This is a genomic window from Alcaligenes ammonioxydans (assembly GCF_019343455.1).
GTDB lineage: Bacteria > Pseudomonadota > Gammaproteobacteria > Burkholderiales > Burkholderiaceae_B > Alcaligenes > Alcaligenes ammonioxydans.
Genome location: NZ_CP049362.1, coordinates 3572540 through 3594179, shown reverse-complemented (window position 1 = coordinate 3594179; position 21640 = coordinate 3572540). Strand labels below are relative to the sequence as shown.

General features: G+C 57.8%; 19 protein-coding genes. 11 read left to right on the top strand and 8 right to left on the bottom strand.

Annotated elements, in window-relative coordinates; genetic code table 11:
• The first annotated feature begins 31 nt into the window (after window positions 1–31).
• Window positions 32–1225: an amino acid aminotransferase gene (locus FE795_RS16400; protein WP_003805245.1), complete on the top strand. Its 1194-nt coding sequence runs from the start codon at window positions 32–34 to the stop codon at window positions 1223–1225.
• 238 nt (window positions 1226–1463) lie between these two features.
• Here the strand turns inward: FE795_RS16400 and FE795_RS16395 are convergent, their stop codons facing one another.
• Window positions 1464–2414: a LysR substrate-binding domain-containing protein gene (locus FE795_RS16395; protein WP_003805243.1), complete on the bottom strand. Its 951-nt coding sequence runs from the start codon at window positions 2412–2414 to the stop codon at window positions 1464–1466.
• A 184-nt stretch (window positions 2415–2598) separates the two neighbouring features.
• On the opposite strand from FE795_RS16395, the gene FE795_RS16390 reads away from it, so the two are divergent.
• Together FE795_RS16390 and FE795_RS16385 are read left to right on the top strand one after the other, a co-directional pair.
• Complete coding sequence (locus FE795_RS16390; protein WP_131071076.1) at window positions 2599–3642, top strand: aromatic ring-hydroxylating dioxygenase subunit alpha; 1044 nt, start codon at window positions 2599–2601, stop codon at window positions 3640–3642.
• A gap of 5 nt (window positions 3643–3647) precedes the next feature.
• Complete coding sequence (locus tag FE795_RS16385; protein WP_131071075.1) at window positions 3648–4865, top strand: FAD-binding oxidoreductase; 1218 nt, start codon at window positions 3648–3650, stop codon at window positions 4863–4865.
• Window positions 4866–5127: 262 nt separating this feature from the next.
• Here the strand turns inward: FE795_RS16385 and gcvA are convergent, their stop codons facing one another.
• Complete coding sequence (gcvA, locus tag FE795_RS16380; protein WP_131071074.1) at window positions 5128–6012, bottom strand: transcriptional regulator GcvA; 885 nt, start codon at window positions 6010–6012, stop codon at window positions 5128–5130.
• A 145-nt stretch (window positions 6013–6157) separates the two neighbouring features.
• Between gcvA and FE795_RS16375 the strand changes: the two genes are divergently transcribed.
• Genes FE795_RS16375 through FE795_RS16365 form a run of 3 tightly spaced genes read left to right on the top strand, consistent with a single transcriptional unit; the run spans window position 6158 to window position 8333 of the window.
• A complete protein-coding gene (locus FE795_RS16375) occupies window positions 6158–6781 on the top strand; it encodes a glutathione S-transferase family protein (RefSeq protein ID WP_003805232.1) in 624 nt (207 codons plus the stop codon).
• Between the two features lie 12 nt (window positions 6782–6793).
• Complete coding sequence (locus FE795_RS16370; protein ID WP_131071073.1) at window positions 6794–7825, top strand: LLM class oxidoreductase; 1032 nt, start codon at window positions 6794–6796, stop codon at window positions 7823–7825.
• 19 nt (window positions 7826–7844) lie between these two features.
• The gene (locus FE795_RS16365; protein WP_131071072.1) at window positions 7845–8333 is read left to right on the top strand and encodes a GNAT family N-acetyltransferase; all 489 of its coding nucleotides are present in this window, start codon (window positions 7845–7847) and stop codon (window positions 8331–8333) included.
• A gap of 173 nt (window positions 8334–8506) precedes the next feature.
• On the opposite strand, the gene cml is transcribed toward FE795_RS16365, so the two are convergent.
• Window positions 8507–9706 carry a CmlA/FloR family chloramphenicol efflux MFS transporter gene (cml, locus tag FE795_RS16360; RefSeq protein WP_131071071.1) on the bottom strand — a complete coding sequence of 400 codons (1200 nt, stop codon included), beginning with the start codon at window positions 9704–9706 and terminating at the stop codon, window positions 8507–8509.
• A gap of 410 nt (window positions 9707–10116) precedes the next feature.
• Here cml and FE795_RS16355 point away from each other — a divergent pair, with 410 nt between their 5' ends.
• On the top strand, window positions 10117–10251 hold the full coding sequence (locus tag FE795_RS16355) for a DUF2938 family protein (RefSeq protein ID WP_003805223.1): 135 nt from the start codon (window positions 10117–10119) through the stop codon (window positions 10249–10251).
• A 256-nt stretch (window positions 10252–10507) separates the two neighbouring features.
• On the opposite strand, the gene FE795_RS16350 is transcribed toward FE795_RS16355, so the two are convergent.
• Window positions 10508–11062, bottom strand: coding sequence for a GNAT family N-acetyltransferase (locus FE795_RS16350; protein ID WP_219235338.1), 555 nt, complete (start codon window positions 11060–11062; stop codon window positions 10508–10510).
• 132 nt (window positions 11063–11194) lie between these two features.
• On the opposite strand from FE795_RS16350, the gene FE795_RS16345 reads away from it, so the two are divergent.
• Window positions 11195–12049 carry an AraC family transcriptional regulator gene (locus tag FE795_RS16345; RefSeq protein ID WP_131071068.1) on the top strand — a complete coding sequence of 285 codons (855 nt, stop codon included), beginning with the start codon at window positions 11195–11197 and terminating at the stop codon, window positions 12047–12049.
• A gap of 178 nt (window positions 12050–12227) precedes the next feature.
• On the opposite strand, the gene hutC is transcribed toward FE795_RS16345, so the two are convergent.
• Entirely contained in the window at window positions 12228–12959 is a 732-nt protein-coding gene (gene hutC / locus FE795_RS16340) for a histidine utilization repressor (protein WP_219235336.1), read from the bottom strand.
• Window positions 12960–13239: 280 nt separating this feature from the next.
• Between hutC and hutU the strand changes: the two genes are divergently transcribed.
• Entirely contained in the window at window positions 13240–14970 is a 1731-nt protein-coding gene (hutU, locus tag FE795_RS16335; protein WP_059318091.1) for a urocanate hydratase, read from the top strand.
• 18 nt (window positions 14971–14988) lie between these two features.
• Window positions 14989–16524, top strand: coding sequence for a histidine ammonia-lyase (gene hutH, locus FE795_RS16330; RefSeq protein WP_219235334.1), 1536 nt, complete (start codon window positions 14989–14991; stop codon window positions 16522–16524).
• 207 nt (window positions 16525–16731) lie between these two features.
• Here the strand turns inward: hutH and FE795_RS16325 are convergent, their stop codons facing one another.
• Genes FE795_RS16325 through FE795_RS16315 form a run of 3 tightly spaced genes read right to left on the bottom strand, consistent with a single transcriptional unit; the run spans window position 16732 to window position 19988 of the window.
• Complete coding sequence (locus tag FE795_RS16325) at window positions 16732–18153, bottom strand: formimidoylglutamate deiminase (protein ID WP_219235332.1); 1422 nt, start codon at window positions 18151–18153, stop codon at window positions 16732–16734.
• Complete coding sequence (hutI, locus tag FE795_RS16320; RefSeq protein WP_131071064.1) at window positions 18150–19379, bottom strand: imidazolonepropionase; 1230 nt, start codon at window positions 19377–19379, stop codon at window positions 18150–18152. The genes FE795_RS16325 and hutI overlap by 4 nt, the downstream gene beginning before the upstream one ends.
• Window positions 19380–19382: 3 nt before the next feature.
• The gene (locus FE795_RS16315) at window positions 19383–19988 is read right to left on the bottom strand and encodes a HutD/Ves family protein (RefSeq protein WP_131071063.1); all 606 of its coding nucleotides are present in this window, start codon (window positions 19986–19988) and stop codon (window positions 19383–19385) included.
• Between the two features lie 293 nt (window positions 19989–20281).
• On the opposite strand from FE795_RS16315, the gene FE795_RS16310 reads away from it, so the two are divergent.
• Complete coding sequence (locus FE795_RS16310; RefSeq protein WP_003805199.1) at window positions 20282–21478, top strand: aminotransferase-like domain-containing protein; 1197 nt, start codon at window positions 20282–20284, stop codon at window positions 21476–21478.
• Window positions 21479–21640 lie beyond the last annotated feature (162 nt).

The following is a 21640-nucleotide window of genomic DNA, read 5'->3' as shown; positions in this document are numbered from 1 at the left end:
GCCCAGAACCGTAATTTTTCAAGGAACAAGCATGTTTGAGCATTTGCAGGCCTATGGTGGTGATCCGATTTTCCGCTTGAATGAGGCATTTCACGCCGATCCGCGCGATCGCAAGGTTAACCTGACCATTGGTCTGTATTACGACGAGCAAGGCCGTCTGCCCCTGCTGGACGTGGCTCGCCGCGCTGAAGAGCAATGGGCCGCCAAGGGCCAGCCACGTGGCTATCTGCCTATTGAAGGCTTGGCTTCTTACCGCAGCGCTGTACAGAAGCTGGTGTTTGGTGCCGACAGCAAGGTGCTGCAGGAAGGACGTGTGGCGACCATTCAGACACTGGGTGGCTCCGGCGCCTTGAAAGTCGGGGGCGACTTTTTGCACGAAGCCTACCCCGAGAGTGAAATGTGGATCAGTGACCCGGCCTGGGATAACCACCACTCCATTTTCCGGGGATCGGGCATTCGTACCCATACCTATCGCTACTACGATCCAGCCACTCGCGGTCTGGACTTCACTGGGTTGATGGAGGACATTTCCGTGCTGCCCGAGTACAGCATTGTCTTGTTGCATCCTTGTTGTCATAACCCCACCGGGGCCGATCTGAGCGATGAGCAGTGGCTGCAACTGATTCCTGTGCTGCAGCAGCGCAAGCTGATTCCTTTCCTGGATATGGCCTATCAAGGGTTTGGTCGTAGTCTGGATGAAGACGCCTTTGCCGTACGTGCCATGGTGGATGCCGGGTTGAGCTTCCTGCTGGCAAACTCGTTTTCCAAGAACTTTTCCTATTACTCCGAGCGTTGCGGCGGGTTGTCGGTGGTGTGCCAGAGCGCCGATGAAGCAGATCGTGTTCTGGGGCAGTTGAAAGCGGTGGTACGTCGCATTTACTCCAATCCTCCCTCGCATGGTGGTCAGGCGATTGCCTCGGTCTTGTCGGATGAAACCTTGCTGGCGGAATGGTCGGCTGACGTGGAAACCATGCGTCAGCGTATCGCTGCCATGCGCAAGCGTGTACACGAGCGTTTGAAAGAACTGGCGCCCCAGTACGACAGCAGCTATTTCGTCAAACAACAAGGCATGTTCTGCTACACCGGGCTGAGCAAAGAGCAGATTCAGAAGCTGCGTGACGATTATGGCGTGTACGTGCTGGAATCGGGCCGCATCAGCGTGCCTGGCCTGAATCAGTCCAACGTTGATTATTTTGCGGAGTCGATGGCGGCAGTCGTGGCCTAAACCGTACCGTCGTTGCTGACGAAGCCAAGAACGTGTTGCCAGCCTTTGTGGGGCCGGCAACACGTTTTTTTTCGGTGAATTGGAGGAAAGGAAGTCTACCCAGACTGAGCGGCAACGCAGCCCGACCCGTCCATCCAGATCAGGCCGCTGGATCACCCAGCATCCTGGCCGGTAAGTCGCTTGCCTGTATTGGGCCGGTTCAACCCAGCCCTCTTGAAACCGGCTGTCGGCGGCGGACTTAGGCTAACGCCCGGGACAGAATCTCCTGATTGATCTGCTCCTGTTGTCGAGCCCGGTTTAGTAAATAGCGGTGAAAGTCCTGACTATGGGGCGATTCAAAGGCGCCTGCCCGTCGAGTCAACACGTAGGGCCAGGGCAGGGGTAAGGAATGGGAGAAGGGCAGGATAAGCTGCCCGTGGCGGACTTCTTTTTCTATCATCGAGCATTGGGCTAAAACAAACCCTTGACCGGCGACAGCGCATTCCAAAGCCATATGCGAGAGCGAAAAAACGCGGAAGCGATCCAAGGGCAGCTCGCCGGGGTCGACGCTCAGCGATTCAAACCAGTCTCGCCAGGACGGTGGCGAGGTAAAGCGCGGCTGCCAGTCCGAGGACAGCAACGGATAGTTCAGCAGATCACGTGGATGCCGCAACGGAGCCTGCCCTTGCAGCAGAAGCGGGCTGCAGGCGGGGACGACTCGATCGGTATACAGTTCGGTAAAGCTGCGGGGGCGGGCGGCTGCTTGCCCATAGGTAATCCGAAAATCAATCTGTTCTGCTTCCAGATCAGGCTCGGCATGGCTGCCTTTCAGATGCAGCGTCAGTTCTGGGTCATAGTGCTCTTGCCATCGAAATGCCAGCGGGGCCATCCAGGTTTTCAGCATGGATGGCAGGGCGCTGATGGATAACAGGCTGGTATTGCGCGACCGCTCCATTTCTTGCCGGCCGTCACGCAGGAGCTCAAAAGCCTGGGTGCAAATTTCGTGAAAGCGTACCCCGGCCGCCGTCAGCCGCAGGCGCTTGCCTTCCTTGTAGGTCAAGCTGCAGCCCAGCGACTGTTCCAGCAACCGTAATTGCTGGCTGATCGCACCGGGTGTAATTTTTAGACGTCGGGCGGCTTCTTGCAGGCTTTGGCTATGGCCCAGCGTTTCAAAGACTTGCAAGGCACGTAGGGGAGGCAAAGTATCCATGATCGGTAGGCCCCGTTCAGAACAGTCATTTAGGTTTAGAAATTCTAAACGAAATGGATAGTAGCCTGAATTTAATTGCGTTTATGATGATCCTGGGCCTTGGCTCGGCATTCTTCAAAGACACATAGAGCATGGGTGGATGCGTTTCGCCTTCATGCGTCGCATTCAGAGTTGGGAGTAAACCATGTTTGTACGTAATGCTTGGTATGTTGGCGCTTTAGCTGCGCAGCTTGGCCGCAGCTTGCTGCCCGTGCGTATGCTTAGCGAAAATCTGGTGCTGTACCGTCGAGAAGACGGCCAGCCGGTTGCTTTGGAAGATTCCTGTCCGCACCGTCGTCTGCCCTTGTCCAAAGGTCGCTTGATTGGTGATCAGGTGGAGTGTGGCTATCACGGCCTGACCTTTGATTGCAGCGGCTCCTGTACCAAGGCGCCCGGCGTGGCGCAAATTCCTAAAAGTGCGGTGGTACGTAGTTATCCTTGTGCGGAGCGTTATGGTCTGGTCTGGGTCTGGATGGGGGACCCTGCGCTGGCAGACCCGTCCAAATTGATTGATATCCCCGAGTGGGACAATCCCGAATGGGGCGTGAATCGTGGCGATGCCATGGAACTGGACTGCAATTACTTGTACGTCACCGACAATTTGCTGGACCCCTCGCACGTATCCTGGGTACACCAAAGCTCGTTTGGTAGCCCCGACATCATCGGCCTGCCCCTGACGGTGAAGGTTGAGGACAATGGCGTGACGGTCTCGCGCTGGTCAAAAAACGTGGAAGTTGCGCCGTTTTACAAGCAGTTTGTGAAATTTGAAGGCAATTGCGACCGCAAGCAGCAATACGAAGTACGCTTCCCGTCGCTGGCCGTTATCAAGGCCATCTTCCTGCCTGCCGGTGCCGCCACCGAGCAGCCCAGCGAGTACCACCCAGACGTTTTCCTGATGGACTCCTATAACTTCCTGACCCCCATCGACGAGGAACACACCCGCTACTTCTGGTTCCAGCTGCGCAACTTCAGCCCGGATGACGAGGCCATTTCCAAGATTTTCAACGAAGACGTGCGCCATGCGTTCCTGGAAGACAAAGTGGTTCTGGAAGAGGTGCATAAAGCCCTGAAAGAGCGTCCCGCTGCCTTGGACTTGCCGCTGGATTCCGGCCCCTTGCGCTTCCGTCGCAAGATCAGCCAGCTGATCCAGGCCGAGCAGACGGACGCCAGCGAGACCCCGGCGGCTTGAGCGTCATGAGCCCGACTGCCTCATCTGCGTCCACTGCATCCCCGGCCAGCCGCCGTTTTCGGGATTACCGTGTTCTGGAAAAACAGCGTGAAAGCGATGTGATTACCTCCTTTGTGCTGGCCCCGGTGGACGGTGTGATGCCGCCTTATCAGCCAGGCCAGTATCTGGTGTTTCGTCTGGAAATTGACGGACAAACCGTGCTGCGTAATTACAGTCTGTCGGGGGACCCCGACAGCACGGACCGCTTGCGTATTTCCGTCAAACACGAGAAGGCCCCGGTAGGGTTAAGCGTGGCCGATGGTCTGGCCTCCTCCTATCTGCATCAACAGGTGCAGCCAGGTGATGTGCTGAGCGCGGCAGGGCCACTTGGCGAGTTTGTGCTGGACGAGAGCAGCCAGCGGCCTGTGGTGCTGCTAAGTGGCGGCGTGGGCCAGACTCCCTTGCTGGCCATGCTGCATCGTTTGCTGAAACGCAGTCAGCGTAAGGTCTACGTGATTCACGCCTGCGATAACGGCTCGGTTCATGCCTTTGCGGATGAAATGCGTGAACTGGCCACACAGCGTGACGGCGTGCAACTTTACTTCTGCTATCGCAACCCGACTGAAGATGACGTACAAGCCGGTTTGCACCATGTGGCGGGACTGATTACCCGTGAGCATTTGCAGCGTTGGCTACCGCTGGATGATTACGAGTTTTACCTGTGTGGGCCTGGTGCCTTCATGCAGAGCAATTACGGCGTTCTGCGTAGTCTGGGAGTGACGCGAGAGCGCATTCACTACGAGTTTTTTGGCCCGGCCACGGTGCTGGAAAACACCCTGGCTGGCGATACTGCCGCCAGCACGGTTCAGCCTGAGGGGCAAACGGCCGTGGTCTCCAGCGCCGCAGGGGTGAACGCAGAGCAGGCGTTGCTCCCCGCCATCACTGAAGCTGCTGCGCAAACCAGTGCGGAAACCGCCGTGGATGCGACGCAAACCGTGACGTTCCTGCCCGACGGTCGTCAGGCCCAATGGCATGAGGACTGTCCTTCCCTGCTGGATCTGGCTGAGGAAACGGGCTTGAGTCCGGACTTTAATTGCCGGGCCGGCCTGTGCAATACCTGTATGTGCACCCTGGTATCGGGCGAGGTCGATTATTTTGAAGAGCCTCTGGACCCTGTGCCAGAGGGCAAAGTCTTGCTGTGCTGTTCCCGTCCCCGTGGTCCGGTGGCCGTGGAATTGCCTTAAGAGTTTTTCAATTGCTTGTTGAGGTTGGCCCCGTCCTTTTGGGACGGGGTTTTTTTTCAAAAAAAATCATATGCTTCCTTGTTGGAAGTCAGGCGGATTTTCAATGTCTGGAGCCGGGGGACGTGGCCATGAGGGCTGTTGACGTGGTGGTCCTACGGAGACTGGATTGGGAAGCGATGAGGTGCTGTCTGTTTCTCCCTACCGCTGTGCGATAGCGGTCATTGTTACCACCACAGCAGCAGGAAGAAGCTTGGTTACCTTGCTATGAATGGGCTTGCTCGCTTATCCAATCACTAAAGGCACGGACCTCTGTTTTTTGCCTCGTATCGGGCAAGGTCACCAGGTAGTAGGCAAAGCGGGCTGGCCAGGGCTTGTCCAACACTTGCACCAAGCGGCCTGCGGCTATTTCATCTTGCGCATATTCTTGCGGTATCAAAGCCAGTCCCAGGCCCGCAATCGCGCCGCGTATCAGCAGGTAATCATCCTCAAAAGCTGTGCCTCTATCGGCGCGTGCATCGTCCTCCACCCCGTGGGCAGACAGCCAAAGCGCCCAGTCGGCCCGGTCGGCATCTTGTAGCAGTGGCCACTCCAGGCAATCTGCTGGCTCCTGAATGACTGGCTTGTCTTGCAGCAACGCAGGGCTGGCTACAGGCAGCAAGACAGGGGCCATCAAGGGCTCGGCCTGCAAGCCGGGGTATACGCCCAAGCCGTGGCGAATGGCGATATCCACTTTGTCGCGACGCAGGTCCACCAGCGTGGGGGACGCCTCCACACGGATTTCGATATCGGGATGGCGTTGCTTGAAATCGGCCAGCCGGGGAATCAGCCAGGAAGCGGCAAAGGAAGGCACGGTGCTGATCGTCAGTGTCTTCCTGTGCTTGGTGGCTTCCAGCGTATGCATGGCCTGTTCGATCTGGTCAAACGCCGTCAGCAGGGCAGGGTAGACCTGTTCACCTGCTTGACTCAGGCTCATTTTGTGGTGGCTGCGCACAAACAGTGTCACGCCCAAGCGGTCTTCCAGCAGCCGGATTTGCTGGCTGACTGCGCCCGAGGTTACGCCTAGTGCCTGGGCGGCCAGCTTGATGCTGCCGTAGCGTCCGACTTCGGTAAAGGCGCGCAGAGCTTGTAAAGGAAAGACAGGATTCATGATTTAGTTTATCTAAATCTATCAAGCAGATTTAATCGTTTTTCTTTGGCTATCTAAATGGGGAAAATGGGCTTCTGAATCGTTTTTAAAGTTTAGCTTATCTATATCCAAAAGAAGAGCGAACTTTCTGTTTGGGAGCCACGCCATGATTGATCTGTACACCGATAGTTCGCCTAACGGCTTTAAGGTGACCATCGCCCTGGAAGAGCTGGCACTTCCGTATCGCCTGCATCACGTGCGTATCGAAGCGAATGAGCATAAGCAGCCGGAGTTTCTGGCCCTGAATCCACATGGGCGTATCCCGGTGATGACGGATGATGAAACAGCTGTTGTTCTGTTCGAGTCCGCCGCGATCCTGCTGTATCTGGCGGGAAAAACCGGCCAATTGCTTTCAAAAGATCCTGTTCAGCGCTGGGAAACGATCAAATGGCTGCAATTTCATTCCTCCAGCGTGGGGCCGATTCTGGGCCAGCGCGTGCATTTCGAGCTGTTCGCGCAAGAGAAGATTCCGGCCGCCATCGAGCGCTACCGCCGTCTGGTGAATGATCTGTTCACCGTGCTGGATACACGCTTGGCAGACCATCCTTATCTGGCGGGACAGGACTATTCCATTGCCGATATTGCGCATTTTGGCTGGATGCATATTGCGCGGATTATCGACTTTGATTTCAGCCAGTACCCGCACATGAGTGCCTGGCATGATCGCGTGGCCCAACGCCCCGCAGTCCGTAAAGGCATCACCTTGCCTGAACCTGCTACTGGCGCCTGAGGGGAAAACAGCATGACGATTGAAACAAGCCTGACTCAAGGCGCATCTTTCCCTGCCTTTGCCAATCACCCTGGCTATAGCCGCATGTTTGCGCCGGGTCGTCTGACCATGGGGATCTTCCTGCCTCTGCGTTTTTATCAAGGCGATATGAGTGTGCTGGCCGGGCAGGCAGCGCTGCTAGAGGAGATAGACCGCCAGGATTTTGCAGCGGTGTGGGTACGTGATGTGCCCTTGTATGATCCAAGTTTCGGAGATGCGGGGCAGGTGTTCGATCCCTTTACTTACCTGGCTTTTCTGGCTGCTCGCACCAAGCGGGTGGCCTTGGCCACGGGCAGCACGATTTTCTCCCTGCGTCACCCGATCGACCTGGCGAAATCCGCTTTCACCATTGATCAGTTGTCCGGTGGACGCTTGGTGCTGGGTATTGCTTCCGGGGACAGGCCCGTGGAGTTTCCCGCCTATGGCGTGGAGCGGGCCGAACGGGCAGAGCGTTTTGCGCAGGCTGTCAGCTATTTCCGTCAGCTAACGCAAGCGGGGCAACTGGATATCGACTCTCCGCTAGGTCGCTTCGATACCGCAGAGCTGTTACCCAAGCCTGTGCATGGCTCCATTCCCTTGATTGTCACCAGCTCCTCGGGGCAGTCGCCCGAATGGATCGCCGAACATGCCGATGGTTGGCTGACCTATCCGGAAGCCACACATACACCGCTAGGTCCGCAAAAGCTGGCTGCCAAAATTCGGGCTTGGCGCGCCCGGATTCCAGATGGCGGTTTCCGTCCGCACATGACCAATGAATGGCTGGATTTGGTGGATGACCCCGATTACCCACGCACACCGTTGCGCGGTGGTTTTACACTGCGTACCGGTCGCAAGGGGCTGATCACCTTGCTGGAAGAATGGCAGGCAGCCGGTGTGAATCATGCTGCTTTGGGTATTCAGTTTGCGCAGCGACCGGCGGCGGGAATTATCCAGGAGTTGGCTGAGTATGTGCTGCCACATTTTGCCTCTCACCAGGCGCAGCCTGCCCTTGCAACAGCATGGTAAGCGACAGGGGAACACAAGCATGACTAGCCGTGCAGAACAGCCGATAGCCGGTGGTATTCAGATCCGGGATTTGCAGCCGCAAGACCGTGTCGCTTGGGAGTTACTGTATCGGCAGTACGCCGAGTTTTACAAAGAGCCCATGAATGAAGAGATCCTGGCTCGTACCTGGTCCTGGCTGCTGGATGCGCAGCATCCTTTGCAGGGGAAGGTGGTAGCTACGGCGAATGGTGTGCTGCTGGGTTTGGCGCATTACCGTCCTTTCCCGGAGCCCTTGCTGGGCAAGGAGGCTGGTTTTCTGGATGACTTGTTTGTGTTGCCGGAACAGCGAGGCGGCGGGCTGGGCCGCCGTTTGATTGAGGCAGTCTCCCAGGCAGGTAAGGAGCAAGGCTGGCCGTTCCTGCGCTGGATTACGGCGCAGGACAATGCCCAGGCGCGAAGGCTATACGATGGTCTGGCTCAGGCAACCGTTTGGGTGACGTATGACTTGAGTTTGGGGACGGCTTGCTGACTTAATGCCCGTAATCCCAGTCCTTATGTGTTCTTGGAACTGGGATTACGGACATGGGGACGCTTGATTGCATTGTTGTCCGCCGTAGCTCGCTCCTGAGATTACTCATGAACAGTGGCGGCGGGTGATCCAAATGGAGGGAAGGCATACCGAAAACCTTCCCTTTTTTATCTTCAAACCTCGCGTTTGCTCTTTGCCTCCAGCAACATCAAAGCAAGCAACACCACACTGCTCATCCCTAGTCCAAACACCACCAGCGGCCACGCCGTATCCCCATCCAATAAGGTCACTGCCAAGGTGCCGATCACGCTAACGATCAGGCTTTCCACGCAAAAGTAGATCGCCACGGCGGAGCCGGCCACGTCGTTGAATTGAGCCAAGGCGCCATTGGCGGTGACGGATACGGTCATCACAATGCCGATGGCGGCCAGCCACATGGGCAGGATAAAGCTGGTAAAGGAAGGTTCCAGCAAGATCTGCCCGGTTGCCAGCAAGAGGGTGGCAAGAAGGATCACGCCCATGCCGCGCTTCAGGCTCCCGGCGGTTCCCCAGCGGGCCACAAAGGTTTTGGACAGGCGGGTGGTGGCAATCATCACCAGGGCAACACTGGCAAAGGCCAGGCTGAAGCTCATTTCTGAGTAACCCGCTTGTCCGATCAGGACGCGTGGGGCCGTGGAGAAGTAGACGAAAAATGTCCCCATCCCGGTGGAGAAACCCAGGGTATAGACCCAAAAGGCTGGGCTTTTGAAGACGGCCAGCGCGGACTGTTGTGAATGCAGTGGTTTGGCAGGCCGAGTTTCCTGCCAACGGAACAGCGCGTGGAGCCAGGCCAGCAGACCCATTCCGGCCAGGCTCAGGAAGATGGCCTGCCACCCGCCCGCACGGGCAATCAGAGCACCTGCAATAGGCCCCAAGGCGGGTACGAATGCCAGGATGGCGCTAAACAGGCCGTAGATCACCACCCCTTCGGCACGATCGGCGTAGACATCGCGTACGGTGGCAAACAAGGCCACCAGGGTGGCCGAGGCCCCCAGTGCTTGCAGCACTCTGAAACCTACAAAAGCCCAGGCGGTGCTGGATAAGGCGGCGGCGATTGAGGCCAGCACGAACAGCGCGGCTCCGGCCAGCAAAACTGGTCGTCGGCCTATGCGGTCCGACAGAGGGCCAAAGATCAGTTGCCCCGCACCCAATAGCAGCATGTACAGGCTAAGGGTCAGCTGGATGAGGGCTGGGGTCGTGCCCAGAAGCTCCGGCATGGCCGGTACGACGGGCAAGTAGATATCCATCCCCAGGGACGCGAGGATGTCAAAAGGCGCCATCAACAGCAAGGCGGCTGGCAGCGTATGAGCCCAGGAAGAGCGTGAGCAAGACATAACAAAATTACCACTCGAAAAAAGGAATCGGGCGGCGTCTGTTTGTTATCAATCAGCGGGATTGGAAGTACAGAGCGCCGCAACAAGACAAGAGCTTGTTGCGGCTTACTCAGTTGCTGACTTTGTGCTCGTCATTCAGACGGCTCCTCACAGAAATAGCTTGAAGATGTGTCGCGGGGGAAACGCTGCATGGCGGCATCTGCCCAGTTGAAAGGGATGTGGCGCGACAGTTGCTCATTATAGGGGGAGGCTTTTACGGTCTTGAAGCCTCAGCTTGTGATGGCTGGTGGTTTTTTGCCCGGCAAAGGTTTGGCCAGACGCGACACTGCCTCGCTGGGGCTGCCGGTCTTGTTCTTCCTGACCCGGATCGCAGCGGCTTTCAGCAAGCGCGGGAATGTCGGACATTGCGTATGGTTGGCGGCGGGGCATTGGCTGCGTCGCGTACCCCTACGCCTTGGACCCATCGTTTGCATAGTTTGCTGACACACGCGATTTTCGGTCTGGGCATGTACCTTGCGGCCTTGCTGACCCAGCAAGTGGCCTAAGGCGATGTAATTTGTTGGGACATCTGTCATGAGTAATCTGAAAACTACCGGCACCTTCCCGTCGGCCGTCTCTCTGCTTGCCCTGAGCCTGTTTGCCATGGGCAGTGTCGTGTTTCTGATGGGCGACATCCTGGGCTGAGTGCTTGCAGTCACGATTGGGTCTGACATTGAGCATCGAAGAAGTCCAGGAGCTGTTCTCGTGTGTAAGTCAGCCCCAGGATGCCGATTCCAGCTGACCGGAGGGTGGTGGCTGGGATTAGGCCTGTTGTTTGGGCAAGGCCAGCCATTCCTGGGCCGTAATGCGGCTGATGTGTTCAGTCCGGTAGTCTCGCAGGAACGGGTTGTATTTGTTTTCCTCGGTGCGGTGATGGCGAAACCCGCATTTGGCCTGCACACGGTGTGATTGGGTATTGTTGGCAAAGTAGCCGCACCACAGTGCGTTCAGTTTCAGCGTTTCAAACGCGTGTCGCATCACTTCGCGCACGGCCTCGGGGATCAAGCCCTGACCCCAGTAGGGGACGCCAATCCAATAGGCAATTTCACCTTCTTCTTCACTGAGCTTGAAGTTGCTGTTCTTGCCGATCAGTATGCCAATGCATCCAATAGCCCGGCCATTGTCTCTCTGTTCGACGGCATACACTTCGGGCATATTGAAAACTGTGCGGATAATTTCGGCACTTTCCTCAACGCTGGTATGAGCAGGCCAACCGGCAATCGGGCCGACTCGCTCGTCGTTGGCGTATACATACAAATCCTCGGCGTCGCTGTTCTGCCAGGGGCGTAAAATGAGTCTTTCTGTTTGAAGTGTCATTTTCTTTACTCACAATGAAGCAGAAAACAGAATAGAAGCGGGCGGCGTGAGCGAACAGAGCAGGACCTTGGTAGTTTCGGTACTTTTAGCAAGTCTTGCAGGGTGCCGAGTGCTAAAGAGCAGGACAACATCATGCATCACACTCCACAATTACTCAGCACCCAAGACGGCTGGCTGACGGGCGAGACAACGCTGGCTGACAGCATGGGCATGCCGTTGTCTTTTGGTCATGCCTATATGACCTTGATGATCTGCCTGTCGGGCCACGCTCTGATCAGCCTGAACTTCAAGGATCAGCCTGTACGGCCTCAGGATGTGCTGGTTTTGGCGGAGGACACGATTGCGCTGCTGAAAAAGCGTTCGCGCGGTTTCAAGGTGTTTTTCCTGTTGATGCCCAAGAGCCTGGCGTCAGAAGTGGCGTATCAATTGCCTAATGCCTTGTTTGTGTTCCTGCATGACCATCCACTGTGCGTGCCCCCGCAACAAGACCGGGCCTTGCTGGCGGCTTGGCTGGTGCAACTGCGCGAGATTGTGCGAACCCGCACGCTGTATCAGCACATCATGCTGCGCAATCAGTTGCAGAATTTCTTTCTGCGGATTGCCGATCAGATTCCGCCCGAGTATCAAGGCGGAAAGACGTTCAGCCGCAAGGAGCAGATCAGTTGGCGGTTCTGGGAACGGGTTGGACAGCAGTGCAGGCAGCATCGTGAGGTCAAGTTTTACGCGGATGCGCTCAATATCACCCCGTTTTACCTGTCCCAGCTGACCAAAGAGTTTTTCAACGACAGCCCCAAGGCCTTGATCGACAGGCAAGTGGTGCTGGAAATCAAGGCGCTGCTTTCCTACAGCCAGTTGGCGATGGGGCAGATCGCCGATCAGCTCAACTTTGGGGACCCCTCGTATCTGTGTCGCTACTTCAAGCGCCACACCGGGCTGTCTTTGAGCCGTTATCGCCAGCATGCGCAAGGTGAACGCACGCCGGGCTGATCGAGAGTGTGAGCAGGCCCGCTCTGGCGTGGTTCGCAAGCGAACAGGCCAGTGGTGCGGGTCGTGTCAGGTCCGTGCGGCACGAACATGGCGGTGTTGTGTGGCCCGGAAGGCGAGGTGCCGCTGCGCTTGAGAGTTATGTTTGGGAAGCAAACTCGAAGCGGCGCCGGTTTGGGGCCTACATCCGTCCCGTGAATTTGTAGCGATCGCCAGGATGCCAGAACCTAGCGTGAGTAGTGAACTGCTCACTGGAAAACGTGCGGCGGTCCATCACCAAACAGGGCTGCTGCTCTTTCATATGCAGGGCCTGTGCGATTCCGGTGGGTGGCACCAGCACTTCAATGCTGTAAAAGCCGGTTGGCAAGGGGGCGACCCGCACCAGATATTCGTTAGGCGTGATCTGACTCCAGTCCTGCTCCATATAGTCGGGTGCCATGCGCGCATCCACCAGACGATCTTCGTACTGGATAGGCAGGCCGTTCTCGGCATGCACAATAATGGAATGAAACAGCGCCGCGCCCGGAGCAATGCCGTACAGGCGTGCCTGTGCCGGGCTGGCCTGCAGCCGCTCCATGCTCAGCACTTGACAGCTATGTTGATGACCGCGCTCGCGTATGTCTTGTGCAATGCTGCGTATCTCGATCAGCGTGGACTGGAATTTGGGTTGGGCTACATACGTGCCCGAACCCTTGATGCGGATCAGCAGTCCATCGTTGGTCAGTTCGCGCAGGGCCCGGTTGACCGTCATGCGTGATACGCCAAACTGCTCACATAAGGCCAGCTCTGTGGGAATCAGATCGCCTTCCCGCCATTGTCCGGTCTGAATCTTTTCCACGACATAGTTCTTGATCTGTACATAGACGGGGAGAGCCGATTCGGAGGACGAGTTGCTCGTCAAAGGGGCAACCATGCTGATGCTTTCCTGTAGGGACGTGTTCACACTCAAGGGTTTGTGCAGGCAACCATCGGGGGTGCTGCACCGGCCATGATTCTAATACCCCGACAGTGTCCCTGGCCGTCTGTTTTCGCGGCGCTGCCAGGGCAGGCATATGTATAGACAACTATTGGAAATGACTATACATTGGCAAAAGCTTACAAGAAAACCGTTGTTTTGTCGGCGCTTGGACCTGCCTTCCCTGGGTGGAAACAGTCTGCCAGATAGAACCAGCGCGTATCCAGAGACACCTCAGATGGAGGACAGCACCATGCCTGATCATCACACTTCGACGGCCAGCCAGGACCCCCGTTTCGATCCTGCGCGGGAGATTCATGCCCCCACGGGTACACAGCTCAGTTGCAAGAACTGGGTGGCAGAAGCCGCGTACCGCATGATTCAGAACAATCTGGACCCGGCCGTGGCCGAGAACCCCCAACATCTGGTGGTGTACGGTGGCATCGGGCGTGCGGCTCGAAACTGGGCGTGCTATGACCAGATTCTGGCCAGTCTGCGCCAACTCGAGGATGACCAGACCTTGCTGATTCAGTCCGGCAAGCCGGTGGGCGTGTTCCGTACCCACCGTGATGCGCCGCGCGTGCTGCTGGCCAACTCGAATCTGGTGCCCAAATGGGCCACGTGGGAGAAGTTTCACGAGCTGGATCAGGCCGGGTTGTTCATGTACGGACAGATGACGGCGGGCAGCTGGATCTACATCGGCAGCCAGGGCATTGTGCAAGGCACGTACGAGACTTTTGCTGAGGCAGGTCGTCAGCATTTTGGGGGTTCGCTGGCCGGGCGCTGGATTCTGACGGCTGGCCTGGGGGGGATGGGCGGCGCACAGCCTTTGGCTGCCAGCTTTGCCGGTGCGGTATCGCTGACGATTGAATGCAAGCAAAGCAGTATCGACTTCCGTTTGCAGACTCGTTATCTGGATAAGCAGGCGCGCGATCTGGACCATGCACTGGAGCTGATTGCCCAACACACGGCTGCTAAAGAAGCCGTGTCGATTGGCTTGCTGGGCAATGCCGCCGATGTGCTGCCCGAACTGGTGCGACGCGCTCAAGCCGGTGGTTTGAAGCCTGATCTGGTGACGGACCAGACCTCTGCCCACGATCTGCTCAATGGCTATTTGCCTTCAGGCTGGACGGTGGAGCAGTGGCAGGCCGCTCAGAAAGATCCGGCGCAACACGTCCGCATTCAGCAAGCTGCTGCCCAGTCTTGCGCCATCCATGTAAAAGCCATGCTGGATTTCCAGAAAATGGGCATTCCGGTTGTGGATTACGGCAATAACATTCGCCAAGTGGCGTTTGATGAGGGCGTGGCCAATGCCTTCGATTTCCCCGGTTTTGTGCCAGCCTATATTCGCCCCTTGTTTTGCGAGGGCAAAGGCCCGTTCCGTTGGGTGGCCTTGTCGGGCGACCCGGAAGATATCTATAAAACCGACCAGAAAATCAAAGAGCTGTTCCCCGACAATGAGCACGTGCATCGCTGGCTGGACATGGCACAGGAACGTATCGCTTTCCAGGGTCTGCCTGCTCGAATTTGTTGGCTGGGGCTGGGCGAGCGTCATCGTGCCGGTTTGGCCTTTAACGAAATGGTGCGCAAGGGTGAGCTGAAAGCGCCGATTGTGATTGGACGTGACCATCTGGACACCGGTTCGGTAGCCAGTCCCAATCGCGAAACCGAAAGCATGCGGGACGGCACGGATGCCGTGTCGGACTGGCCTTTGCTCAATGCGCTCTTGAACACAGCTGGGGGGGCCAGCTGGGTGTCGCTGCATCACGGCGGCGGCGTGGGCATGGGCTACAGCCAGCACGCGGGGATGGTGATCGTGGCCGATGGCAGCGAGCAGGCTGCGGCCCGTCTGGAGCGGGTCTTGATTAACGATTGCGCCAGTGGTGTGATGCGTCATGCGGATGCAGGTTACGAGCTGGCGATTCAAACGGCCAAGAATTTCGGGCTGACACTGCCCATGATCAAGTAAGAAAAACAGGACAGATAAATGAGCAAGAGTATCGAGCTTTCTCCCGGCGCACTGACTTTGGCGCAACTGCGCCAGATCTGGCAGAAACCGACTGTTCTGACTCTGCCGGCAGAGGCGGTGGGGGCGATGGACGCGTCCTCGGCCATTGTGGCCAAGATCATCCGTGCAGGTCATCCTGCCTATGGCATCAATACCGGCTTTGGCAAGCTGGCCCAGCAACGCATTCCCGACCACGATCTGGAACAGCTGCAAAAGAACCTGATTCTGTCGCATTCCGTAGGGGTGGGTGAGCCGGTTTCCGATGCGGTGGCACGGCTGATTATGGCCATGAAGATTGCCAGTCTGGCGCGTGGCTTTTCGGGCATACACTCGCATGTGGTCACGACCTTGCTGGATATTCTGAATGCGGGCGTGGTGCCTTTCATTCCGTCCAAAGGTTCGGTGGGCGCATCGGGTGATTTGGCACCCTTGTCGCACATGACCTTGACGCTGATCGGGGAAGGGCAGGCCAAGTGGCAGGGCGAATGGATGCCTGCCCAGCAGGCTTTGGCCAAGGCTGGTATCACCCCGATTGTGCTGGCCGCCAAGGAGGGGCTAGCTCTGATCAATGGCACGCAAGTGTCTACGGCCCTGGCATTGCATGGCTTGTTCCGCACCCAGACCTTGTTCCGCAATGCGATTTTGGCCGGAGCCTTGAGTGTGGACGCCGCCAAAGGCAGTGATGCGCCTTTTGATGCGCGTATCCATGAGGTGCGTGGACAGCCAGGACAGATTTACGCGGCCCGCTTGTATAGGGAGCTGCTGGCTGGCAGCCAGATTCGCCAGTCGCATCGGGACAATGACAACAAGGTGCAGGACCCCTACAGCTTGCGTTGCCAGCCCCAGGTGATGGGCGCGATCCACGATCTCATCACGCAAAATGAGCGCAGCTTGCTGATCGAGGCCAATGCCGTCACGGACAACCCGCTGGTATTCCCCGGCAAGAACGGTGAGCCCGATCAGGTGATTTCCGGCGGCAACTTCCACGCCGAGCCGGTGGCCTTCGCCGCCGACGGCCTGGCCCTGGCGATTGCCGAAATGGGTGCCTTGGCAGAGCGTCGAGTCGCGTTGTTGATTGATGCCAGCATTTCCGGTTTGCCACCGTTTCTGGTGCCTTCTGCCGGTTTGAATTCGGGCTTCATGATTGCCCATGTGACCGCGGCGGCGCTGGCTTCGGAAAACAAGTCCTTGGCACATCCTGCCAGCGTGGATAGCCTGCCTACGTCGGCTAACCAGGAAGACCACGTCAGCATGGCGACCTTTGCAGCGCGCAGACTGGAGGATATGGCACAAAATACCGCTGCAATTGTGGCGATTGAATTGCTGTGTGCGGCGCAGGGCATTGATTTTCATGCTCCTTTGCTGACTTCCGAGCACTTGAGAAAGGTGCAGGACGCGATTCGTCAGGCCGTGCCTTTTTACGATCAGGATCGTTATCTGGCTCCCGATATCGAGGCCCTGAAAGCCCTGGTGCTGGACGAGAGTCTGGCTGGCACGGCAGCCGACCTGTTTTAGGGTCCAGGGCGTACTCCCGAGCCTTGTTGTCTTCATGCCAGTGGCCCTGGCCCAGATGGGCGGAGCCAGGTTTTTTGCATAATGACGTGGCGGACAACCCAGTGAAAAACGACTGCGCCAGGCTTTGTTGACCGCGATGGCGAGCCAAGGACTGTCGGGCCGAGCGCGGACTAGGGCCTGCCGGGTAAGGCTTTCAGGCTCGTTTTTTCAGGCGCGGTCCAACAGCTGGCTCAGTGTGTCTTGATAGGCGGCAAACGCCGTTTCCTCCTGGGGGTGCTGGCCGTCGATCACACAGGCTTTGCCACTGACGAATACGTCGCGAATCGGATTGGTGTGGGCGCGCTCTGAAAAGACCAGGGCGGAGAGCCAATGTGATTGATCCAGTCCCGCCAAACTGGGGTGAGCCAGATCAATCACCATCAGGTCGGCCTGATGCTCGGGGGCAAGCTGCCCCGTGGCCCGCCCTGACGCCTGCGCCCCACCGCGGGCGCAGGTCCCAAATAAATAGTCTGCGACATAGGGCTGTCGAGGCGAAGCCAGCACGTTGCGTTGCTGACGGCTTAAACGTTGGCCATATTCGAGCAGACGCAGTTCGGCGCGCCAGTCCACGCAGATGTGGCTGTCTGATCCGATGCCCAAGTGGCCATGGTCGGCCAGAAAAGCAGCGGCCGGAAACAGGCCGTCCCCCAGATTGGCTTCGGTTGTCGGGCATAGGCCCGCCACTGCGCCACTGCGGGCAATTTGCTGACGCTCCGGCTCGCCAATGTGAGTGGCATGAACCAGGCACCAGCGCTCGTCCACATTGAAGTTATCGAACAGGTAGGCGACCGGACTGCAACCCTTGAGCTCCTGGCACGCCAGCACTTCGGCCATCTGCTCGGCAATATGGATGTGAATCTGATGGCGGGAGGGCAGGCTATGCAGGCCGTCGATCAGCGTGCTGATGGAACCCACATCGGTGGCACGCAGGGAATGGGGCGCCACGCCATAGCGCCGGTCCACGTTCAAAGGGTGGCTGCTGTGCAAGGATTCCAGCAGGTACAGCAGTTGCGTGGGGCTGTTCAGGAAGCGCTCTTGGTCCGGTCGCGGTGCTTTGCGGCTGAAGTCGCTGTACTGATACAACACCGGCAGCAGGGTGATCGCCAGTCCGCTGGCGCTGGCCGCCTCCAGAATCCCTTGGGCCAGCAGACCCGATGGCCTGTATCGGCCTCCCTCACGCGGGTGATGCAGGTAGTGAAACTCGCAGACGCTGGTATAGCCGGCCTTGAGCATTTGTATGTAAAGCCAGTGGGCAATCGCATACAGGTGTTCAGGCTCCAGACGGGCGGCGAAACGGTACATCAGGTCGCGCCAGCTCCAAAAGCTGTCCTGGTCTTGTCCCCGAAATTCCGTCAAGCCTGCCATGGCACTTTGAAAAGCGTGCGAATGCAGATTGGGCATCCCTGGCAGCACGGCGCCCTGTGCCCGATACACCTTATCGCTCGCGTCCTTGGCGGGCGGGCAGGTTCCAGGCAGAACCTGCGTCAGCGTGCCGTGCATGTCCCAGCGCATCAGCACATCGGCTTGCCAGTGGCCGTCCAAATAGGCCCAGGGCGCCCACAGGGCTTCATGCTGTTGGACAGGGTTCATGATGACTCCTTGCGCAGATCGCGGCTGATGGCGCCTTGGTACACCACCAGGGCGCAGCGGGGCAGGCCCAGCCAGTAGACCAGTTCCGACAGTGACTCGATATCCCAGGCGACAAAATCGGCGCGGGACCCAATGCTCAGTTCTCCGCGGATGTCCGGGGCTCCCAGGGCTTGGGCGGCATGATGGGTGACGGCGGCCAGGGCCTCAGGCACCGTTAGCCTGAATAAGGTGCTGCCCATGTTCAGCATCAACAGAAGGGAGGTGCAGGGAGAGGTGCCGGGGTTGCTGTCGGTGGACAAGGCCATGGGTACGCCGTGCTTGCGCAGCAGCTCGATCGGGGGCAACTGGGTTTCACGCAGGAAGTAATAGGCGCCGGGCAGCAGTACGGCAACCGTTCCGGCTTCTTTCATGGCGAGCACCCCTGCTTCATCCAGATACTCCAGATGATCGGTGGACAGGGCGCGGTAGCGTGTCGCCATTGCTGTGCCCCCTAGATTGGAGAGCTGCTCGGCATGCATTTTTACAGGTAGTTTTAGGGCTTGGGCCGCTTTCAGTACGTGCTCGGACTGTCTCAGATCAAAGGCGATGCGTTCACAAAATACATCCACAGCGTCAATCAACCCCTCTTGTGCCAGGGTGGGCATCATCTGGCTGCAGACCTGATCCACATAGGCGTCGGTTTGACCTGCGAACTCCGGGGGTAGGGCATGAGCACCTAAAAAGGTAGTGCGCACTGTGACCGGGCGCAACTCTCCTAAACGCCGGGCCACGCGCAGCATTTTTCGCTCGCTGTCCAGATCCAGGCCGTAGCCCGACTTGATTTCGATTGCGGTCACGCCTTCGTCCAACAAAGCATCCAGACGACGCAGGGACTGGGCCAGCAGTTGCTCCTCGCTCAGGCAACGGGTGGCCTGAACCGTTGAAACAATACCGCCTCCCTGGCGGGCTATTTCCTCATAGGAGGCTCCGGCCAGCCGCAAAGCGAATTCCTGGGCTCGGGTGCCACCGTAAACCAGGTGAGTGTGACAGTCGATCAGGCCGGGGGTGACCCAGCGATTGTCCAGCTTGTGTACGTGTTTGGCCTGTTGCCATTGGGGGGGGAGTGCATGCCGGGGCCCCATCCAGACGATGCGGCCCGCTTGTTCGACCAGGCAGGCATCCTCAATGACGTGTTCGGGGTCGGCGCGGGGAGCCAGACGTAAATCAGTCCAGAGTGTGTAGTTCATCAGTCATTCCGTAGGGGCGATATACGCGTAGACCAGCGGGGCCGCGGCATGATCGGCGGTCAGTTGCAAGGAGACGGAGACAGAGGTGGAGCCGATCAGGGCCTGTTCTGCGGTCAGAGCCCAGCTTGCGGTTCCAGCCTGACATGTATAGCCGCCGCGTGGTGCGTACAGAAAGTGCGTGCCTGCCTCCAGCTGCACAGGAGTGTCGCGTCCCGCCCATGCCTGCAGACGGCCCTGGGCCCGGCCCCGGCGCACCATCAGATTCAAATCCTGGGTAGGGCCCTGCGCCAAGAAGCAGCTAACCTTGTCCTCACCCGCAAAGACATAGGGTTGGAGGGGATGCAGTGCATGGCGCTGTTCGTTGTGAATCAACTGCATGTGCTCGCCTTCGATGAGCAGGATATGGCGCTCTATACCGGGAAAACGGGAAAAATCACCGGAGGTCTGCACATGGGCCAGGCTAAGGCGCCAGTCAAAGCTTTCATATCCTGCTTGGGGGGGATGGCACAGGATCTCGCGTGTGGTGCCGCCCCCATTTTTCCAGTTTTGCACGGGCAGCTTACTGATGGTTAGCAGACCAAACAAAGTGCTTGGGTGGGGCTGGCTCATGGTGGCAGGGCTCCATGCGGATTTTAATTGTATATACAATAATGAAGTATAGACAAAGCGCGACGTTTGTCTGGGCCGAGAGCTTGTTTTTTCAGGGTAAATCCGGAGCGGATGCGCGTTGGCTACTTGCGCTGCAAGCCGCTTGGTGGCAAGGTATACGCTAATAAACCCGCGTCATAATTCATTCAAAGGTGCAGGATGCCTGGTTTTCCGGCATCCTGCGTTCATTGTTGCAAGCTATAAAGTTTGCATATGAAGTATTTAATCGTTCTTCTTCAGGACTTTTCCGAATCATGGATACCCTCTCGCAGCCTTTTACCTTTTCCCAACGTGCCCAGAAACTGAGTGGCTCCGCAATTCGTGAAATTCTCAAGGTCACGGCGCGACCCGAGATTATTTCCTTTGCGGGCGGTCTGCCCACTCCAGTCGGCTTTCCTGTCGAGGAAATGCAAAGCGCGTTCAACAAGGTATTGAGCGAGCAGGGGCGGACTGCGCTGCAATACACCACGACTGAAGGATATCTGCCGCTGCGCCAATGGTTGGCCGAGCAAATGAGCGCCGAAGGCGCGCCCGTTCAGGCCGATGAGATTTTGCTGGTGAACGGTTCCCAGCAGGCGCTGGACATGCTGGGCAAGCTGTTCATTGACGAGGGTAGCAAGGTATTGGTGGAGTCCCCGACCTATCTGGGCGCTTTGCAAGCCTTGTCGGTCTACGATCCTTCTTTCGTCGCCATTCCGACTGACGGTCAGGGCATGATTCCCGAATATGTCTCGGCACCGGAGGCCATGGGCGCTCGTCTGTTGTACGCCTTGCCCAATTTCCAGAATCCGACCGGCTTGCGTCTGCCGTTGGAACGCCGCCAGGATCTGGTGGAGCGCTGCGCTGCGGCCCATATTCCTATTATCGAGGACGATCCCTACGGCGAGTTGCGTTATGCCGGCGAGCGCCTGCCCAGCCTGCTGTCCCTGGGGCGCAAGGCAGGCGCGACAGTGGTGCGTTTGGGCACGTTCTCCAAAGTGCTGGCTCCCGGCCTGCGCCTGGGTTACATCGTGGCCCCTGCCAAAATCATCGACAAACTGGTGCAGATCAAGCAGGCCACGGACTTGCACACGTCCACACTGACACAGATGGCGGTTTACGAAGCCGTACATAACGGTTTCCTGGAACAGCACCTGCCCAAAGTGCGCGATATTTACCAGAAACAGTGCGCCATCATGCTGGACGCCATGGACAAGAACTTCCCGGACACGGCCCAATGGACCCGTCCTGAGGGTGGCATGTTCATTTGGGTGACCTTGCCCGAGCACGTGGATGCCACGGCCCTGTTGCAAAAAGCCATTGAAAATCTGGTGGCCTTTGTGCCTGGTGAGCCGTTCTACGCGGGCAATGGCGTCAAGCGCAACACATTGCGCCTGAGCTTTGCGACCGTACCCGAGGAAAAAATTCGCGAAGGCATTGCCATCTTGGGTAAACTCATCAAAGAAGCCTGATCGCTATCTGACGGGCATGGGGCGCAGCCAGACGGGTTTGCGCCTTTTCAAGCGCTGGCTCAGCCAGCGTTGTGGTTTTCAGCGCCGCTTATTGCACTTTCTTGGCTCCCAGAGCGTGAACGGGTTTCTGGAATCCACCGCATACCCTCTGTCAGAGGGTAT

Bases quoted from the DNA above. Each gene is read 5' to 3' on its own strand.
- FE795_RS16400 (WP_003805245.1), top strand. From the start codon at position 32: ATGTTTGAGCATTTGCAGGCCTATGGTGGTGATCCGATTTTCCGCTTG.
- FE795_RS16395 (WP_003805243.1), bottom strand. From the start codon at position 2,414: ATGGATACTTTGCCTCCCCTACGTGCCTTGCAAGTCTTTGAAACGCTG.
- FE795_RS16390 (WP_131071076.1), top strand. From the start codon at position 2,599: ATGTTTGTACGTAATGCTTGGTATGTTGGCGCTTTAGCTGCGCAGCTT.
- FE795_RS16385 (WP_131071075.1), top strand. From the start codon at position 3,648: ATGAGCCCGACTGCCTCATCTGCGTCCACTGCATCCCCGGCCAGCCGC.
- gcvA (WP_131071074.1), bottom strand. From the start codon at position 6,012: ATGAATCCTGTCTTTCCTTTACAAGCTCTGCGCGCCTTTACCGAAGTC.
- FE795_RS16375 (WP_003805232.1), top strand. From the start codon at position 6,158: ATGATTGATCTGTACACCGATAGTTCGCCTAACGGCTTTAAGGTGACC.
- FE795_RS16370 (WP_131071073.1), top strand. From the start codon at position 6,794: ATGACGATTGAAACAAGCCTGACTCAAGGCGCATCTTTCCCTGCCTTT.
- FE795_RS16365 (WP_131071072.1), top strand. From the start codon at position 7,845: ATGACTAGCCGTGCAGAACAGCCGATAGCCGGTGGTATTCAGATCCGG.
- cml (WP_131071071.1), bottom strand. From the start codon at position 9,706: ATGTCTTGCTCACGCTCTTCCTGGGCTCATACGCTGCCAGCCGCCTTG.
- FE795_RS16355 (WP_003805223.1), top strand. From the start codon at position 10,117: ATGGTTGGCGGCGGGGCATTGGCTGCGTCGCGTACCCCTACGCCTTGG.
- FE795_RS16350 (WP_219235338.1), bottom strand. From the start codon at position 11,062: ATGACACTTCAAACAGAAAGACTCATTTTACGCCCCTGGCAGAACAGC.
- FE795_RS16345 (WP_131071068.1), top strand. From the start codon at position 11,195: ATGCATCACACTCCACAATTACTCAGCACCCAAGACGGCTGGCTGACG.
- hutC (WP_219235336.1), bottom strand. From the start codon at position 12,959: ATGGTTGCCCCTTTGACGAGCAACTCGTCCTCCGAATCGGCTCTCCCC.
- hutU (WP_059318091.1), top strand. From the start codon at position 13,240: ATGGAGGACAGCACCATGCCTGATCATCACACTTCGACGGCCAGCCAG.
- hutH (WP_219235334.1), top strand. From the start codon at position 14,989: ATGAGCAAGAGTATCGAGCTTTCTCCCGGCGCACTGACTTTGGCGCAA.
- FE795_RS16325 (WP_219235332.1), bottom strand. From the start codon at position 18,153: ATGAACCCTGTCCAACAGCATGAAGCCCTGTGGGCGCCCTGGGCCTAT.
- hutI (WP_131071064.1), bottom strand. From the start codon at position 19,379: ATGAACTACACACTCTGGACTGATTTACGTCTGGCTCCCCGCGCCGAC.
- FE795_RS16315 (WP_131071063.1), bottom strand. From the start codon at position 19,988: ATGAGCCAGCCCCACCCAAGCACTTTGTTTGGTCTGCTAACCATCAGT.
- FE795_RS16310 (WP_003805199.1), top strand. From the start codon at position 20,282: ATGGATACCCTCTCGCAGCCTTTTACCTTTTCCCAACGTGCCCAGAAA.